This is a genomic window from Sphingomicrobium marinum, from assembly GCF_026157105.1.
Taxonomy (GTDB): Bacteria; Pseudomonadota; Alphaproteobacteria; order Sphingomonadales; family Sphingomonadaceae; genus Sphingomicrobium; species Sphingomicrobium marinum.
Genome location: NZ_JANPVQ010000001.1, coordinates 1,299,800 through 1,317,845, shown reverse-complemented (window position 1 = coordinate 1,317,845; position 18,046 = coordinate 1,299,800). Strand labels below are relative to the sequence as shown.

The 18,046-nt window shown below is 61.7% G+C and carries 14 protein-coding genes; 3 read left to right on the top strand and 11 right to left on the bottom strand.

Annotated features, from left to right (window positions below; translation table 11 throughout):
• Position 1: 1 nt before the first annotated feature.
• From addB to NUX07_RS06580, 8 genes are all read right to left on the bottom strand, one after another.
• Complete coding sequence (gene addB, locus NUX07_RS06615) at positions 2–2,875, bottom strand: double-strand break repair protein AddB (RefSeq protein WP_265529786.1); 2,874 nt, start codon at positions 2,873–2,875, stop codon at positions 2–4.
• Positions 2,868–3,620 carry a nucleotidyltransferase family protein gene (locus NUX07_RS06610; RefSeq protein WP_265529785.1) on the bottom strand — a complete coding sequence of 251 codons (753 nt, stop codon included), beginning with the start codon at positions 3,618–3,620 and terminating at the stop codon, positions 2,868–2,870. The genes addB and NUX07_RS06610 overlap by 8 nt, the downstream gene beginning before the upstream one ends.
• Complete coding sequence (locus NUX07_RS06605) at positions 3,617–4,606, bottom strand: aminoglycoside phosphotransferase family protein (protein ID WP_265530766.1); 990 nt, start codon at positions 4,604–4,606, stop codon at positions 3,617–3,619. The genes NUX07_RS06610 and NUX07_RS06605 overlap by 4 nt, the downstream gene beginning before the upstream one ends.
• Positions 4,603–5,034 carry a tRNA (adenosine(37)-N6)-threonylcarbamoyltransferase complex ATPase subunit type 1 TsaE gene (tsaE, locus tag NUX07_RS06600; RefSeq protein WP_265529784.1) on the bottom strand — a complete coding sequence of 144 codons (432 nt, stop codon included), beginning with the start codon at positions 5,032–5,034 and terminating at the stop codon, positions 4,603–4,605. The genes NUX07_RS06605 and tsaE overlap by 4 nt, the downstream gene beginning before the upstream one ends.
• Positions 5,031–7,367, bottom strand: a complete 2,337-nt coding sequence (locus NUX07_RS06595) for a sensor histidine kinase (protein WP_265529783.1) — start codon at positions 7,365–7,367, stop codon at positions 5,031–5,033. Before NUX07_RS06595 ends, tsaE begins: the two co-directional genes overlap by 4 nt.
• Before the next feature lie 108 nt (positions 7,368–7,475).
• Positions 7,476–10,658: a TonB-dependent receptor domain-containing protein gene (locus NUX07_RS06590; RefSeq protein ID WP_265529782.1), complete on the bottom strand. Its 3,183-nt coding sequence runs from the start codon at positions 10,656–10,658 to the stop codon at positions 7,476–7,478.
• Between the two features lie 267 nt (positions 10,659–10,925).
• On the bottom strand, positions 10,926–12,311 hold the full coding sequence (ahcY, locus tag NUX07_RS06585; RefSeq protein ID WP_265529781.1) for an adenosylhomocysteinase: 1,386 nt from the start codon (positions 12,309–12,311) through the stop codon (positions 10,926–10,928).
• A 75-nt stretch (positions 12,312–12,386) separates the two neighbouring features.
• Positions 12,387–12,947, bottom strand: a complete 561-nt coding sequence (locus tag NUX07_RS06580; protein ID WP_265529780.1) for a YqgE/AlgH family protein — start codon at positions 12,945–12,947, stop codon at positions 12,387–12,389.
• A 93-nt stretch (positions 12,948–13,040) separates the two neighbouring features.
• On the opposite strand from NUX07_RS06580, the gene NUX07_RS06575 reads away from it, so the two are divergent.
• A complete protein-coding gene (locus tag NUX07_RS06575; RefSeq protein ID WP_265529779.1) occupies positions 13,041–13,520 on the top strand; it encodes a peroxiredoxin in 480 nt (159 codons plus the stop codon).
• Positions 13,521–13,616: 96 nt separating this feature from the next.
• Complete coding sequence (locus NUX07_RS06570) at positions 13,617–13,934, top strand: hypothetical protein (RefSeq protein WP_265529778.1); 318 nt, start codon at positions 13,617–13,619, stop codon at positions 13,932–13,934.
• A gap of 72 nt (positions 13,935–14,006) precedes the next feature.
• Here NUX07_RS06570 and NUX07_RS06565 read toward each other — a convergent pair whose 3' ends face one another.
• Together NUX07_RS06565 and NUX07_RS06560 are read right to left on the bottom strand one after the other, a co-directional pair.
• Positions 14,007–15,869 carry a M2 family metallopeptidase gene (locus tag NUX07_RS06565; RefSeq protein ID WP_265529777.1) on the bottom strand — a complete coding sequence of 621 codons (1,863 nt, stop codon included), beginning with the start codon at positions 15,867–15,869 and terminating at the stop codon, positions 14,007–14,009.
• Positions 15,870–15,928: 59 nt separating this feature from the next.
• Positions 15,929–16,690, bottom strand: coding sequence for an alpha/beta fold hydrolase (locus tag NUX07_RS06560; RefSeq protein ID WP_265529776.1), 762 nt, complete (start codon positions 16,688–16,690; stop codon positions 15,929–15,931).
• A gap of 47 nt (positions 16,691–16,737) precedes the next feature.
• On the opposite strand from NUX07_RS06560, the gene NUX07_RS06555 reads away from it, so the two are divergent.
• Positions 16,738–17,400 (top strand): Fe2+-dependent dioxygenase, encoded by a 663-nt coding sequence (locus NUX07_RS06555; RefSeq protein ID WP_265529775.1) that lies wholly within the window; start codon positions 16,738–16,740, stop codon positions 17,398–17,400.
• Here NUX07_RS06555 and NUX07_RS06550 read toward each other — a convergent pair.
• Positions 17,397–18,041, bottom strand: coding sequence for a 2-hydroxychromene-2-carboxylate isomerase (locus NUX07_RS06550; RefSeq protein ID WP_265529774.1), 645 nt, complete (start codon positions 18,039–18,041; stop codon positions 17,397–17,399). The two genes, NUX07_RS06555 and NUX07_RS06550, sit on opposite strands and share 4 nt — an antisense overlap.
• Positions 18,042–18,046: the final 5 nt, after the last annotated feature.

Genomic DNA, 18,046 nt, shown 5'->3' with positions numbered 1-18,046 from the left:
CTCATTCGCGCCCGTACCATTCGTCGCGGCGCATGAGTTGGTCGTAATCGCCGTATGGGGCGAATTCGGGGTGCACGAGGGCCTTGAAAGGCTCGCTGCCCGTCAGGAAGCCTGCGGCAAGCGCTCTGAAAATATCCCGCGTCCTTTGAAGAAGGTCATCGATTGGCTGACGGCTTGCGGGTTGACGATAGCCCTGCCCGCCTTCCTTGTTCTTGGCCAACGACCAATATTCCAGTCCGGCAATCGATTTCATTTCCGTGCCGAACCCGCCGTCCTCGGCGATCACACCGAGAAGCGTTAGCTGGAGCCGATATCCGGAATTTACCGCGTCGAACGTCGGAGGCTTGCCCGTCTTGTAGTCGAGGATGACGAGCCCGTCGTCGCTGCGATCGATGCGATCCGCGATGCCCTTCAACCTCACCCCAGCAAGATCAACGCTGCCCTGGGCTTCGGCCGCGATCGGGGTGCGCCCAGCCCGCTGGTCAGCCGCGGTTCGTTCGGCAATCCAATCGATCGCTTCCAACAGTCGCGGACGCCACAGCGCGCGAAGCATCGGGTGAATGGCATCGTCGCTGACCATTGTCTCGGCACGGTGGCGCAAGGTCGCAGGATCGCAGTTGTCTTGCTTGAACCATGCCTCCAGCACATCGTGCACCGCGCTCCCCTTCCAAGCGGCATGATGTTCCGCATCGACGGGGTCGAGCGGGCGCAAGCGGAGCATGGACTTGGCGTAATAGGCGAATGGATCGGCCTTCAGGCGATCGACATCGGTGACATAGATCGTGCCGGGACGATCGGCTGCCGGCGGTGCCGGTGCCGGGCGCGCGAAGGGCGGCTTCGGTGCGCCCTTGTCAATCATGGCGGCAAGCGCGGGGATCCGCGTTTCGCGGGTTATGCCGTCGGTCATTGCTTCCAGACGCAGCCAGAAGCGCGACGCAACGGTCGGCGCCCGCCCGTCGCGCAAGGCGCGGCTGATAAGGACACGCGGCGCGCCCAATGCGCTCATGAAGTCGTGCGCGGCAAGCCCGATACGATAATCGAGCGGCGGCAGCCCGAGATCGCGGCGCAGGCGCGGTGCCAGCCAGGGATCGGGCGATGGCGTTGGCGGCCAGCTTCCCTCGTTCAACCCGCCCATGATCATGAGGTCGCTTTGCTGAAGCCGCGCTTCGAGCAGGCCGAGGATCTGGATCCGCGGGTGGCCGCCATAACTGGGCCGGACCGTTTCGCCATCGAATAGTTCGCCAAGCACTGTCGGCCACTCGGTGCGCTCGAGCACGAGCGTTGCAGCCTGGGGCGCGGTCTCGACCCGGGCGATCAACTCGGCAGCCTGGCGACCTGCTGTCCCTTTCCAGACCCGATCCGCAGCGAGGATTTGCGCCCCTTCGCGCATCGCTGCCATCAGGTCGGCAAGCGTCTTGACCGACGCGAAAGCCGCATCGAGGGGATCAAGCAGCGGGCGGATGGTTGTCCATGCCGCTTCTGCCTCTTCACGCCCGCGCTGCAGGCGCGCGATATGACGGTCGATACCCTTAATGCCTTCTTCCGGGCGCGGCCCACGTAACGCGATATCGAGGCGGCGGACTGCAGCAAGCCATTCCCCGCGCGCTTCCCCTTCCCCGCCGACCAGCGGATGCTTGAGGAGCGCGAGCAGCGGCACCGGCGCAAACTGGTCGGCAAGTGCCTCGATCATCGCGGCAAGCAATGATCCGGGCGGCGATTGCAGCAGCGGACGCCCGGCAGAATCGTCGGCTTCGATACCCCAGCGGCGAAGGATCGCCGCCGTTCGGCCCGCCAAGGCGCGATCGGGCGTCACCAGCGCCGCGGTGGCGCCGTCTTCCTCGATCGCCTCACGCAGCGCGATGGCGATCGCCATGGCCTCGCTGGCGGGATCGGGAAGCTCCATCGCGCGCACCCCCGAAACGCGGCGTTCAGGCGGATCGAGGCGGTTCCATTTGTCCGAAAACCGCGCGCTCGCCATGGCATTGGCAGCGGCGCGGCCACGTTCGGCGCGCGCGGCCCCGCGGCCACCTGCTCCCCACGTCTCCACCTCGGCGCGCGATACGCCCATGCGGTCGAGCAGCAGGCGAAGGTGATATTGCGGATGCGTGACTTCTGGCGCTCCCTCCTCCGGAATCAGCGCGTCCCACTCCGCGTCCGGCATCTCTTTCTGCATCGCCAGCGCTGGGAGAACCACCTGCCCTCCCGGCAGGCGCGAAATGCGCCGCAGCAGGCCAGCGACCGCGGGCGCGGTGGTAGTGATACCGGCGGCAATGGTGAAACCTGGCGGTGGATCATCCTTCCAGCGGCGCTCAAGCTGGCCAAGAAGAAGGTTGCGGCGACGCGCAAGATCGACAAGGCCGTCTTCTGCAAGCGCCTCGGGCCAGCGCGTAAAAAGCAACGACAATTCGCCCAGCATGCGCTCCCAATGCGCGGCGAGTTCGCCGCTGTCCGAGGCGAGCGCACGAAGCGCCGCGGGCTCGACCTGCTCGACTTCGAGGGTGTCGAGCGTTCGGCCAAGGTCGGCTGCAAGACGCAAGGCCTCGGCGGCGCTGCGGCCTCCTTCGGCAAGCATGGAGGCCAGCTTAAGCTGGCGTTCGAGCGCCGGGATCGCCGGGGGCAACGCGCTGTCGGCGTGGTCGAGCGCGGCACCGATGCGATCGCCCAGCTCCGGATCGCCGATGGGGATGAGGCGCGGCAGCAACAGGCCCCCACCCGACAGACGCACAAAGGCTTCGGTGAGCGTACGGACCGCGCGATTAGTCGGAAGCAGGATGCGCCCCCGCGCTAGGCCGTCCGCTCCGTACGTACGCAGCAGCCCAGTCGATAACGCATCGGCGAAACTACGATGCGCCGGGATCGAGGCGACCTTAGCCATCCTCCAGGGCTAGCTCCGTCTCCTGGATGGCATGGGGATAGCCGACGTCAAACCACAAGCCTGGGTGCGATACGCCGTAGCAACGACCCGCTTCGATCGCGCGATCCCACAATATGTTGGTCGAGAAACGACCGTCGGGCACATCGGTGAACAGGCGCTTCGACAACATCTGGATACCGGTGAACACGTAAGGCGCGATCTTGGTGCGTCCGCGCCGGGTGATGCGGCCCTGCCGGTCCATGTGAAAATCGCCGCGGCCCCTGTGATTGAAGCTGCGCGCATGCGGCACCAGCAACAACAGCGCATCCATTTTCGCATCGTCCCAGTGGCTGGCGAGGATTTTGAGGCTGTTGGTGGGTCCGTCGACCCAGAAATTGTCGCTGTTACAGGAGATGAAGGGATCGCTGTCGATATGCTCCATCGCGTGCACGATACCGCCGCCGGTCTCGAGCAATTCTTCACGTTCGTCCGACACCGCGATCTCGATACCGTCGATCGTCTGCAGATGCCCTTCCATCGCATCGGCGAGATAGTGGACGTTGACCACCGCCTTTTTGACGCCGGCATCTTTCAGATGGTCGAAGACGTGGTCGATCATCGGCTTGCCAGCCAATTCAATCAGCGGTTTGGGGCGCGTAGCGGTAAGCGGGCGCATGCGCTTGCCCAGTCCGGCGGCCATGACCATCGCCGTCGAAGGCACTTCGCAATCGATATTGGGGCGCAGCGACAACGCGGCCTTCTTCATCGGGCTTGCTCCCAGAAACTGGCGCGCTTTTCCGCAGGAACATGCGCGGCAAACCAGTCGGCCACGGGCTTGGTTGCGGGATGGGCGAAGTTACGCTCGACCAGTCCCCAGACGCGGGGCTGCAGGTCAAGATAATGCGGCTTGCCGTCGCGCTTCCAGAGACGCGTGAAGATGCCGAGGATCTTGACGTTCCGCTGGGCGCCGAGCAGCTGGTAATCCGCCTCGAAGGTGGCAGGATTTTCGACTTCGCTGCGATCCATGAAATAGTCGAGCATCTCGCGTTCAAGCGCTGGTGACACGTCGCGGCGCGCATCCTGCAGCAGCGACACCAGATCGTATGCCGGGTGCCCCGCCAAGGCATCCTGGAAATCGAGCAGGCCGAGCCCTCCTTCTTCGAGGATCATCAGGTTGTCGGCGTGATAGTCGCGCAAGGTTAGCACGGGATTGGCTTCTGTACGCTCGAGCAGGCCCGGCCAGGCACGTTGCCAGGCATCATAGTAGGTGTCGGGGTCGAATGGCGGCAGCTGGGTGGCCGGCGCATACCAGTCCGGGAACAGCGCGACCTCGCGGGTCAGCGCCTCTTCCGAATAGGGCGCGATTTCGCGCGGCAACGGCGCCTTGTGCAGTTCGATCAGGGAGTCGATCGCAGCCTTGTATGTTGCGCGCTCATCGGCCTTTCCCTGCGCCAGCGCAGGGCCGACGCGGTCATTGCCGAAATCTTCGAGCAACAACAGCCCCTCGTCGAGATCACGCGCCAGGATGCGCGGCGCGCGCAGGCCGTTTTCGTCGAGATGTTCGGCGATGGCAATGAAGGGTCGGACGTCTTCGTGCGCGGGCGGCGCGTCCATCAGCACGGCATCGCCATGCGTATCATGACGAACCCTGAAATAGCGCCGGAAACTGGCATCACCGGCCAGCGGCAAGATGGCGGCGCCGTCCCATCCATGACGGGCCAGAAAGTCGGGCGCAGTTGCGGGCGGGGTCATGGCCATCGCCCTTCCCATGACAGCGGCACCGACCAAGTCAAGCGGCGAGTCTCCCCATCCGGCTCAAAGGCAAGACGAAGCGCAAGCGCGCGCGCAAAAACACCCTCCCCGGCGCGATCGGGCCACTCGATCAGCTGGATTGCGCGTGGGTCTTCATCGAGGCCGATCTCGAGCAGTTCATTGGGATCCTCAAGCCGATAAAGGTCGGCATGGAGGACGGGTGGATTGAGCCGGTCGTAGGGCTGGACCAGCGCGAAACTGGGGCTCGGCACTTCGCCATCGTGGCCGAGAGCCTGGAGAATCGCGCGAACCAGCGTCGTCTTTCCCACGCCGAGCGGCCCTTCGAGCGTTACGATGTCGCCGCCCTTCAATTTCGCCGCGAGCTTGGCGCCCACGGCGGCAGCATCCTGTTCGTCCTTAAGGATCATGACTGGCGCGGGATGACGAGCGTGACCGATGTGCCCTCGCCTTCGGCCGATACGAGTTCGACATTGCCGCCGTGCGCCTGGACGATCTGCCGGGTCAGTGGCAGGCCGAGCCCGAGAGCGCTTTCACCGCGGCGACCGTGCGTCTTGTGAAAACGTTCGAACACGGCTTCCTGCTGGTCAGCGGGTATGCCCGGGCCATCATCGGTAATGGTCACGATCGCCTGCCCCTCGTTCCCGCCGGCCTTGATGAGGATTTTTCCGCCTTCACCCCCATAGTCTGCAGCGTTGCGAAGGACATGTTCGAAAGCTTCACGAAGGCGGCGCGCATCGCCTAAGACATGACCACAACTATCGGCAATATCCAGCTCTACAGACTGGTCTTTTTCCTTCGACCTATCCTCGATTGCCTTGGCGGCGTTGCGGACTAATCCGGCGAGGTCCACCCTCTCCTGTTCGATCGCCAATGCACCCTCTTCGGTGCGGGTCAGATCGAGGACATTGTCGATCAGGCGGGACAGTCGTTCGACCGATGTGATAATGGCATCGACATATTCTTTCGCGGCGGGTTCAAGCTTGCCGGCATAGCCCTGCTCAAGCATTTCGGCGAAACCGCCGATCGATGTTAGCGGCGTGCGCAGTTCGTACGACATGTTTTCGACGAAGTCGGTCTTGACCTTGTCGGCCTCTTCCAACGCCTCGGCACGTTCGCGAAGCGCCGCTTCGATGCGCGTGCTGTCTGTAATATCGACCATCGTGAAGAGCGCGTTTCCGTCAGGCAGCGGCACCGCAGCGAAATCGAAATTGCGGCCATCGCTGAAGGCGAGACGCCCCGAGCCGGTCTGCCGCCCGCTTGTGGTGGATCGGACCATCTCGCGCATCTGTGCCGTTGCTGCCGGGTTGACGAGCGATTTGGCGAGTATGGGAACAAGTTCATCGACGCGCGGGTGCTCGGACAGCCACTCTTCCTCGAAACCCCAGACGTCGCAGAAACGACGATTCCACAAATAGAGACGCCCGTCGGACGCAAAGACCGCGACAGCTTCAAAGAGATTGTCGAAGGTGGCCGCTCGCACTCGCAACAACGTGTCGCGCGCCGATGCGAGCCGCACCTGTTCGGTCCGGTCTTCGAAGATGAGCCGCAGGCCGCCATCGGGCAGCGGCTGGCCGACCACCCGCAAATGGTCGCCGTTGGCGACGATCCAGTCTTCCTCAATGACTTCATCGGCGGAGATAAACCATTGGCCACGCTCGCTTTTCCATTCCGGAAAATCGCGGACTTCAGGGATCCGCCCCTGTTCGCGCATGGCTTCGATCAGGCGGTCGAATTCGGGACGATCATCGAGGAACTCGGGTTCGAGCCGCGACATCACGATGAAAGGCTGGTTGTAGAAATCGAGTTTGCGGTCGGCATCGAACTGCACCGCTCCCGCCGTCATGCGATCGGCAAGGTCGCGCTGCGACTGGACGTGGCGCGCCAGTTCGATGCGCGCATTTTCCAAGTCCTGGATGTCGAGCGCAAACCCGGCGACGGCTCCGCCGGCCAGGGGCACGTCGACGACCCGCAACATCCGCCGCTCGCCATCGATGGTCGCAGGGCGCGTGCGGGACACAGGCCGCCCGGTTTCGAGCGCACGAAGCGCGCCGGCGTGAGCGCCGTCATCACCGGTGACATCGATAAGCTCGCTGCCGCGCGCGATGACGTCGGCAGCATCCGACCCTTCGACGGCAGCGACAAATGCCGAATTGACGAGGCCAAGCGACAGGTCCGGCTTGCGGTACCACATCGGAAAGGGCGCATTTTCGATCAGCTGGGTAAGGCTGTCGAGCGCCCCTTCGGTTTGCTGCAGTCGCCGCGCCAAGCGCAGGCGCTGGTCTTCTGCGCGGGTCATGTCAAACAGCCACAACAGCATCGCGCCCTCATCGCGCGCGGGCGCGCCGCGTACTTCGAACACACGATCGGCGCTGGGGACGTGCAGTTGGTATTCCAGCGTTTCCCCGGACAGCCGCGCAGCTTCGATCGCCTCGCGCAGTTCAGCCATCTCATCGGGATCGACATCAGTTGCTTCGCCGAGGGCCGACAGCGTTTCGGGTGAGCGCTCGAGCCCGAGCGCCTGCACCAACGCCTCGTCAGTCTCGATGCGGTCATCGCTATGCAAGAGCACCGGGCGCGCGGGCGCGGCGGCGAGAAAGCTTGCCAGCGAGCGCGCCGATCCGATCACCGCGTTGGCCCGGCGCAGTCGCCGACCGGAAATGATCAGCAACGCCGCCGCCAGCACCAGCCATAGTGCGACGATGACAATCAGGGCAGCGACCAAAGTGGAAGAAAGCGTCATCAAGTCCGTTTTCCGATGCAGGACCCGAATAGTCTTAGCAGGCTTACCCCAAAGAAAAAGGGCGGGAAGCCGAAGCTCCCCGCCCAATTTTCATTCCGTATGTCCGGATTAGAAGCGCAGGCGCGCCTGGATGAACATACGACGACCCAGATAGTCGTAGTAGGTGCCGACCGTCGGTGCGAGACCGAAGGCGCCGATGACGCTGAAGGCACCCGACACGCGCGGCGGGTCGGTGTTGAAGATGTTCGACATACCAGCGGTAATCTGGATGTTTTCGGTCGCATCAACCTGGACCGAAACGCTGTGGTAGAAGCGTTCCGCGAGGTCGTAGACCGGGCACACCGCCGTCTGGCGCAGGTTGCTGAACGGGCAGATGTCACCGAATGCATCGAGGACATCCTGCTCGTCGTTGGTGCCACCGATCACGTCGATGCCCCAGTTGACGGCAATGCCGTCAAGCGCCCAGGCCAGGTTGAAGTCGCCGACCCAGTGCGGATCACCCACTTCACCGTTGTTGTCGATGATGTTGCCTTCGATGATTTCGAGCTCGTCGTTGAGCTGCCACGTCATCTGGGCAAGACCGGTAAGCGTACCAAGATCACCGAGATCCTGGCTGAAACGACCGGTAAGATCGAGCGCTTCGTTACGCTGGGACGCGATGTTCACGTACGGGTTGTCGACAAATTCCAGCTGACCCAGCTGCGAAGGATCGAGGTTGCTCGGCTCACGCGTGAAAGCGGAGCAGAACACGTTACCTTCGGGCAGTTCCGGATTGTAGCACTGGCCAACGATGAACGCGGCACCGAGCTGGTCGATCTGGTTCTCGACTTCGATGTTGATGTAGTCGACCGCGACACTCATGTCGAAGCCGTCCCAGAACCAACCGTTCGGCTGGAAGATCGCGCTGAGCGACCAAGCCGTCGAGGTTTCCGATTCCAGACCCAGTTCGATACCACCGGTCGAGAAGATCTCGGCCGACGTCTGATACACGAAGTTCGGATCGATACCTTCGTTCGCGCAACGCTGGGCGACAGTCGGATTGGTGTCCGGGTTGCCGTAATCTTCGCAAGGATCGGCCGGGAAACCGAAGCCCGACTGGTCACCAAGGAAGAATTCGAACAGCGACGGCGCACGATAGGACGTGCCGTAGCTGCCGCGGAAGCGCAGGAAGTCGACCGGGGCGTAGTTCGCACCCAGCTTGTACGTCCAGTTGCCGTCTTCCGAATAGCTCACGCCATCGATACGGGTCGCTTCGTTCCAGGTCACGCGGGCCGCAGCCGACAGTGTCAGCTCTTCAAAGCCCGGCTCACCAGCGATCAGCGGCAGTTCAGTCTCACCGAAGAGCTCGTAGCTCTGCAGTTTACCGGCCGTCCGCGTGGACGAAGTGAAGCCCCAGCCCTGGCCGTCGACGGTTGCCTGATCGGGAACGTCATCGATCTCGTCTTCGCGATAATGCGCACCGAGAACGAAGGCGACCGGACCACCCGGCAGGTTGAACAGCTCGTTACCGAAGATGAATTCGGCCGTCTTCTGGGTGTAATCGGTCTGACCGGTAGCAACCCAGAAAAGCAGCTGCTCTTCTTCAGGCGTGAATTCGCCGTTCAGAATACGCGGGCTGGCAAAGTCGATGTCGACGCAAGGATTGCCGAAGTAGCTCGAAACCTGGCCGGGGGCGCAAGCCTCCTGGCGCTCTTCGAAGATGTCGACAGCATCCTGGGCGATCTGGTCGAATTCGTAACGACCTTCCGACTTCGAATACTGGAAGTAACCTTCGTAGTAGGCGTTTTCGAGCCAACCCGTGGCACCCATGTCGGCAAAGTTACCGCGCACGCCACCGACGCCGCGATAATAGTCGACTTCCTGCTCCTGGCCCCAAAGAATGGCCACGACGGGCAGGTAGTAGACGTCGCCGCGCAGCGAGGTCACGGGGTCACCCTGCGGCGCCGCACCGAAGAGCAGCGGCGTGATAAAGGCGTCCGCACCATACTGACCGAAGAACAGCTGACGTTCCGAAACGTTGGCGGTCTTACGGTTGTTGTAGAGACCTTCGACGAAGAACTCGACGCCATCGGCGACTTCATAGGCACCGTCGGCGAACAGCGTGTAGCGCTCGGTATCCGGGAATACCGTCGCCTGCAGCGAGTCCGTCGACTTGTCGTTGATCAACGCTTCCGAGTTGTAGATGTACGTCGGATTTTCGGCGTTGGTACGACCGAACAGGTTGATTTCGTAGAAGTTCGGCGCTTCGTTTCCAACCGGATTCAGGAACTCGTCGAAGCGGTCGCCCGCATCGTTGTACTGAATATCGGCGCTGGCCGGATCGTAATAAGGCGTCGAGCCTTCAAAACCGAACAGGAACGGGAAATCGATCACGCGAATCAGCGGACCGAAGGTGTTGCCGCAGGTCGGCTGACCCGAGCGCGGATCGATGAGATCGGCACGCTGGCCCTGCTGGTTCGGCTCGGTGAAGAGATAGTCTTCCGAGCACTCAAGGAACTGGCGATCGGCACGGCGCAGCGCGTCGCGCTTGAAGTAGTCGGCGCCAACCTGGAAGTGACCGCGGTCGAACGTCTTACCGTAGAGGGCCGAGACGTTGTACGTGTCACCGCCACCTTCCTGCGTGAGCGAGGTGAAGGCACGAAGGTCGAGACCGTCGAATTCGGTGTTGGTGATGAGGTTCACAACGCCGGCGATGGCGTCCGAACCGTACACCGACGACGCGCCGGTCTTGAGAATTTCGACCGAACCGATGGCGGCCGACGGAATGACGTTAAGGTCGAACGAGCTAACGGCACCACGCGTACCGGCCGGACCGGCACGACGGCCGTTGAGCAGGATCAGCGTACGCTGGGCACCGATGCCGCGCAGCGATAGCGTCTGCGCGCCCGGGCCACCGTTGGTGACGAAGTTCGACGACAGCGCCGAAGTGATCTGCGTCGAGCCGGCGGCGAGCGGCGACTGCTGCAGGATTTCGGCGGTTTCGATGTCACCTTCGACCAGCGACTGGCCGGGATCGATCACGAGGATCGGATCGGGCGACGAGAAGTTATCGCGACGGATACGCGAACCGGTAATGACGATGTCCTGCCCGCTCGACTGTTCGACGACAGCGGCCGGACCGGTGTCTTCGAGCGGCGTCTCGTCGGTAGCAGCTTCGCACTCGGCGCGAGCTTCGAGATCTTCAATCGTGTCACAATCGACATCCTGCGCCATGGCAGGCGTGCTAAACAACGCAAGGCCGACCGCCGCTAACGACGTACCGGACAGCGCTTTCACATGAGTAATGCGCATAAAATGAGCCCTTTGAGTAATGGAAAACCTATTCCCGGGAGCCATGCATAGAGGGCGAGGCGCAAATTGGAACGGTCGAGCGTGATTTGAACGTCAAATGAACGCGAGGTGTCGCATCGCTGCAACAGTCGGCACAACTGTCTCAACGAAAACAATTTTTTGTCAGATTAATATGGATCAATCCTCGTCGTGCCGGTGAACCACGGAATCAAAACGGCCAGCGATCCATATGAGGACCGCTGGCCGCAAGATTTCGAAGGTCGAGACCTAGTAGCGGTAGTGCTCCGGCTTGTACGGACCGGCCTGGTCGACACCGATATAATCGGCCTGTTCTTCCGACAGTTTCGACAGCTGGACGTTCAGCTTGGCGAGGTGCAGTTCGGCGACCTTTTCGTCGAGGTGCTTGGGCAAGACGTGCACGTCATTCTCATACTGGTCGCCGCGCTGGTAGAGTTCGATCTGCGCCAACACCTGGTTGGTGAAACTGGCGCTCATCACGAAGCTTGGGTGACCCGTCGCGTTGCCGAGGTTCAACAGGCGACCCTTCGACAGCAGCAGGATGCGCTTGCCATCGGGGAATTCGATCATGTCGACCTGCGGCTTGATCTCGGTCCACTTGAAGTTCTCAAGCGCCTCGACCTGGATCTCGTTATCGAAGTGGCCGATATTGCCGACGATCGCCATGTCCTTCATCTCGCGCATGTGATCGACGGTGATGACGTCCTTGTTGCCCGTGGTGGTGACGAAGATATCGGCGCGCTTCACGCCCTCTTCCATCGTCACGACTTCAAAACCGTCCATCGCCGCCTGCAGCGCGCAGATCGGATCGATTTCGGTGACCATTACGCGCGCGCCGGCACCGGCGAGCGAGGCTGCCGAACCCTTGCCGACGTCACCGTAGCCAGCGACGAGCGCGACCTTGCCGGCCATCATCACGTCGGTGCCGCGGCGAATGCCGTCGACGAGGCTTTCCTTGCAGCCATACTTGTTGTCGAATTTCGACTTGGTGACGCTGTCATTGACGTTGATCGCGGGGAACGGAAGCAGGCCCTTCTTGGCGAGCTGGTAGAGGCGGTTGACGCCCGTCGTGGTCTCTTCCGAGACGCCCTTCACGTTCTTGACGGTTTCGGTGAGGTAGCCCGGCTTCTTCTCGATGAAAGCCATCAGCGCCTTATGGAATTCGCGCTCTTCTTCGTTGGTCGGGGCAGGCATTTCCTCGCCCGCTTCGATACGCGCGCCCCACAGCGCGAACATGGTCGCATCACCGCCATCGTCGAGGATCATGTTGCAGGTCTCGTCGCCCCAGTCGAAGGTGCGGCCGACATAGTCCCAATATTCCTCGAGCGTCTCGCCCTTGACGGCAAAGACGGGGATGCCCTGGTCGGCGATCGCGGCCGCGGCATGGTCCTGCGTCGAGTAGATGTTGCAGGTCGTCCAACGCACGTCGGCGCCCAAATCGCGCAGCGTTTCGATGAGGACCGCGGTCTGGATCGTCATGTGGAGCGAGCCGGTGATCCGCGCGCCCTTCAAGGGCTGCTTGTCGCCATATTCCTCGCGCAGCGCCATCAGGCCGGGCATTTCGGTTTCCGCGATTTCGATTTCCTTGCGCCCATAATCGGCGAGCGCGATGTCCTTGACGATATAATCAGTCACGTAAGCTTCTCCACTGGGGGGATGATTGTTCGCCGCGCGCCCTAGCGCAGGGCGCGCCGTGTTGCAATCGGCGTGTCAGGCGGCGCCGGTCTGGCCTACCAGCAGTGCCGGATCGATGCCTTGCGACCGATAGGCCGCGGCCCAGCGATCGCTGGTCGGCGTGTCGAAAAGGATGCTGTCGTCACTTGGCGCGGCAAACCAACCGTGGCGCGTCATTTCCTCATCGAGCTGGCCTTCGGACCAGCCAGCATAGCCCAACGAAACGACATATTTGCTGGGCCCTTCGTTGTGCGCGATCGCCTTGAGGATATCGAGCGTTCCGGTGAGATTGCACAACTGCGAGATTTGCACCGTGTCCTGTCCCGACCAATCGGTCGAATGAAGAACGAACCCCCTGCCCGGCTCGACCGGACCGCCATGGTGGATCGGGACGTCGGGACAATCGGGCGCACTGATCTTCAACTGGCGCAGCAAGTCCTTGAGACGCAAACCGCCGCGCAGCGATCCTACCCCGATCCCCAACGCACCGTCTTCGTCGTGCGCCGCCATCACGATGACGGCCTGCGCAAAGCGCGGGTCTCCCATGCCGGGCATGGCGAGCAGGTACTGGCCGGTTAGATACGGAGGCGCGTCCATAACCTCACAGTGGAGGGCGGAACAAGCGCCCGCAAGCCTTGTTGCGCTGACATGAGGTTCCTATCTGGCAGCCACACCTAAAGGAGATACAAGATGACGATCAAGGTTGGCGACAAACTTCCCGACGTGCAGCTGACGCTGGCAACCGATGACGGCCCCGTGCCGGTGCAAAGCGGCGAATATTTCGCCGGGAAGAAGGTGGCGCTGTTCGCGGTCCCGGGCGCCTTCACGCCGACCTGTTCAGCGCGCCATTTGCCGAGCTACGTCGAAAAGGCCGACGAACTGAAGAGAAAGGGTGTCGACAAGATCGTCGGGACCAGCGTCAACGATGCTTTCGTGATGAACGCCTGGAACAAGTCGCAAGGCAGCGAGGACATCGAAATGCTTGCTGATGGCAACGGTGCCTTTGCCGAAGCGCTGGGTCTTACGATGGATGCCTCGGGCTTCGGGATGGGTCAGCGTTCGCAGCGTTATTCGATGATCGTCGATGACGGCGTCGTGACCGAACTCAACGTCGAAGCGCCCGGCGATTATTCGGTGTCAGGCGCCGAAACGATGCTCCAGCAGCTCTAGTCTTCGTCGAAACGTGACCGGCGCGCGATCAGTCATGGCACCAAGTGCCGCATCCTTCGTTGATTGAATAGCAAGTAATTCCGAGGGAGACATAAAATGACGAAACAGATCGACGAGACGCAGCAGGGCAAGATCAAGCAGGCCCAGTCCAGCCTGGAGCAGCGCGACGACGTCTTCGGCAAGAGCTATCGCACCATCCGCGACAATCCCAAGACCAGCGCCGCAATCGGTGCCGGTGTTGTTGCTGCAGCGGCCGGCGGCGCGTTTCTTCTCAACCGCAAGGGCAAGATCGGTACCGCAACCGGCCATGCTTCGACGAACGAAGAAATTGCCAGCGAAGTGAGCGAGATGAACGACGAGGCGGTCAGCAAGCTCAACCAGAAGGAAATCAAGTCGGGTTCGGTCGCCTACTAAGCGAGACCACCGATAACGAAGAAGGGCTCCCGTCGCCGGGAGCCCTTTTTTTTGTTTGGTGGCAGTTGAGTCTTACGCCCCCGGCCAAGTGCAGTTCTTGCCCTCGTTCTGCTCTTTGAGCCACGCCTGAAGCGGGGCGAAATATTCGACCATCGCATCGGCCGACATCTCGCGCGTGCCAGTGAAGGCTTCGAGCGCATCGGGCCACGGCTTGGACGCGCCCATTTCGAGCATGTTGTTGAGCTTGGTCCCCACTTCCTCGTTGCCGTAGAAGCTGCAGCGATGCAGCGGGCCATCCCAGCCCGCGGTCTCGCAAGCAGCCTTGTAGAACTGGAACTGAAGGATGTGCGCGAGGAAATAACGCGCATAGGGCGTGTTGCCCGGGATGTGATACTTCGCACCCGGATCGAACGCGTCGGCGGGACGATCGACCGGCGGCGTCACGCCCTGGTACTGCTGCTTCAGCGAAACCCACGCGTCGTTATATTCGTCGGGCGTGATCGACCCGTCGAAGACACCCCAGCGCCACTTGTCGACCAGCAGGCCGAAGGGGAGGAAGGCGACCTTGTCCATCGCCTGGTTGAGCAGCAGGCCGATATCCTTGTCGGCGCTCGGCACCTTGTCGGCATCGAGCAGACCGATCTGCACGAGATATTCGGGCGTCACCGACAGCGCGATGAAATCGCCGATGGCTTCGTGGAAGCCGTCATTGGCGCCGTTGAGGTAGAAATAACTCTTCTGGTTGTAGGCGCGTTGGTAATAATTGTGCCCGAGTTCGTGGTGCATCGTGACGAAGTCGTCGGCATTCACCTTGGTGCACATCTTGATGCGAAGGTCGTCGACATTGTCGATATTCCAGGCCGAAGCGTGGCAGACGACCTCACGGCCTTCCGGACGCACGATCTGCGATTTGGTCCAGAAGCTTTCGGGCAGTGGGTCGAGCCCGAGCGAGGTGTAGAAGCGCTCGGAAATACGCGCGATACCTTCGGCATCGACATTGTTCGAAACGAGGAGATCGGTCAGATCGTAGCCGATATCGCCAGCGCCTTCGGGCGCGACGAGCGGATAGACGTTGCCCCATCCCTGTGCCCACATGTTGCCGAGCAGGTCGGCGCGGATATAGCCGTCATCGGGCTGGATCTCGTCGCCGTAATAATCGGAAATGCCGCTACGGACATAGCAGTGCAGGTCTTCGTAGAGCGGCTTCACTTCGCCCCACAGGCGATCATACATCGCGCTGAATTCTTCAGGCGTCATGTCATAGCCAGAGCGCCACATCGCGCCGGTGTCGGCAAAGCCAAGCTCGCGCGCGCCTTCGTTGGCGATTTCGACCAGGCGCGCATAATCATCCTTCATCGGCGCGCCGACATTGTCATGCCAGCTGGCCCACAGCTGGGCGAGTTCTTCGGGGTTGCGGTTGGTGCCCATCATCGCTTCGGCATCGTTGCCCGGCACTTCCTCGCCGTTCAGTTCCGCCTTGCCGCGGCCATATTGCGAATTGAGATCGGTGGCGATGGTGTTGAGCTCGGCCGCTGCGCCCTCGGTCGTCGGTGCCGCCAGCGTGAGGCCGCCGCGCATGATGTTGAGCTTGCGCGCGGTGTCATAGTCGAGCCCTTTGACCGCTGCGTAGGCAGCAGCTTTGGTGGCATATTCGACGCCCTTTTCGGTGGCGATCGTGCCGAAATAGGCGGCCAGCTTATCGGTATCTTCGTTGATATAGGTCGAATTGACCCAGTAAGCGCGGCCGGCGATGTCGGCGAATTCGAATGCCTCGGCCTCGACCGCTTCGACATAGGCCTTCGCCCCCGCGGGCGTCAGCGGGTGTTCGAGACCCGCTTCCATTTCGGTATCGGGGTGAGCGGCAGCGAATGCTACCGTGAACGGCGTGGCAATGGCCAGCGCCGCAAGCGATGCGGAAATCTTCAGATTTTTCATGGGAGGCACCTCTAAGCAAATACGACTTAACGGCAAATGAAACGCTTGTTCGTTCAAAATCAAGAAGGATCTGACAGGAAATCGGCGATTGCCTGACCCAATTCCTTCTTCGTGACGGAGCTCATATGCGAGCCTGGAATTTCGAACAATTCGGCATCGGGCAGGGCATCGATAAGGGCCTGAGGATCGCCGTTGTCGCGATCGTCCACCCCGCACACGACGCCAGTTGGCATCGTAAAGGCATCGAGCCATTGCGCCTTGGCGTCGGTGAAGCTGGGCAACATATGCCGGGCCGCCTCGCGGTCGATTTTCATTGTCTTCATGAAACTGACGGCCATGAAGTCCGGGTCGCCGCGCTTGGCAATATCATAGCGTTCGACCGCACCGAGGAAGAATTGCTGACGCTTTTCCCATCCTGTCAGTCCCGACAGGCCCATGCCGGCGAGAACGGCGCGGCGCGGGCGCAGCCCCTGCCCCACCGCATTTACCGTCGTCCGCGCCCCTAGCGAAAAGCCGCCGAGGTCATATTCACCAGGGAGCAGTCCGAGATGGCCGATAAGCTCTTCCAGATCGCGCGCGAGGATACCGTGCGGGTATGACGCGGCATCGCGCGGTGCCGCGCTGTGACCGTGCGCGCGCAGGTCCGGCATGATGACGCGGAAACCTGCGTCCGCGATCGTGGCGGCATGACCGTATTTGATCCAGTTGGTATCGGCGTTGGAAAACAGGCCGTGGAGCAGGACGACCGGATCGCCCTTCCCGGTTTCGTGGTACGCGAGCGTGACACCGTCCGATGCGGTCCAGTGATGGGTTTCGTTCATGCGGGGTGCCTTGCATGGCGGCCTCGGCCTCGGCAAGAGAGTTCGCCATGTATCGGATACTCAAACTTCTCGAGCCTGCGCAGATCGATCAGCTCAAGCAGATCGCTGCATCGACCCAATTCGTCGATGGGCGGATTTCCAATCCCGCCAACACGGCCAAGCAGAACATGCAGCTGCACGACCCGCAGGCCTATCAGAAGTCCTCGGAAATCGTGCGCAATGCGATGCTGCAATCGCCCGAATTCCACGAGTTCGCCTTCCCGACGGCGATGGCGCCGCCGTTGCTCACCAGATACGAGCCAGGGATGAAATACGGGGTGCATGGCGATGCCGCCTATATTCAGCTGCCCAAGGGCACGGTGCGCTCGGACCTGTCCTGCACGGTGTTTTTGAATGACCCGGCGGAATATGAAGGCGGCGCGCTCAAGGTCTGGCTTGGCGAAGGATCGATGGAGTTCAAGCTCCAGCCCGGGGAAGCCATCGTCTATCCGTCGAACGCGCTGCATGAGGTGACCGAAGTCACCAAGGGCGAGCGGCTGGTTGCGATCACCTTTATCGAGAGCCGCGTCTCCGACCCGTTCCAGCGTCACATGTTGTTCGAGCTGGGCGAGATTGCCGCGCTCGAAGGCGACAAGATAGCCGAGGAAAACCACATGAAGCTGCGTTTCGTGCGCGAAAGCCTGTATCGAAAATGGTCGAGCCCCGGCTAAGCTTCGCGTAGCCCCGCCTGCTCCATTCGCCAGATCGCGACATCAATGCGATCCTGGCCGAAGAATGGCTCACCATCGAACACCAGCGTCGGCACGCTCCAATGTCCCGCCGCCTCGAGCGCTGCAGCATTGGCTTCGATCTCGGCGTCGATCATCCTGGTATCGCCCGCCACCTCACGCTCAATCGTAGCAAGGTCGACGTTCGCGCGGGCCGATGCCTGCGCCAGGTGATCGCCTTCATTCCATCCCTTGGCGCCGCTCCAGATCAGGCGACCGACTTCATCGGCGAAAGCCAGCCCCTTTCCCTTGCGCGCCGCCGCCTGCCCGAGCCGCGTCAGTCGGAAGATGTGCGGCTGATCCTCGGCGATTTCGCGGGTTTCGAGATCCTGTACGATCGGGTCGGGATCGGGCATCCCGAACGGTAAATCGAGATACGCCGCAAGCCGCCCGACATCGAGGATCGTATAGCGTATCCAGTTGGGGTCCCGGTTCTCGAAGAATTCAGGGTCGCGAACCGCGAGCGGCAATACCGGGCGAAACTTAATTTCGACGTTGAAATTGTTGTGAAGCTGCCGGTAGCGCTTGGTCGCCAGATAACTGTACGGGCTCCGGAAGGACCAGAACAGATCGGCTTGGAGCATGGCGG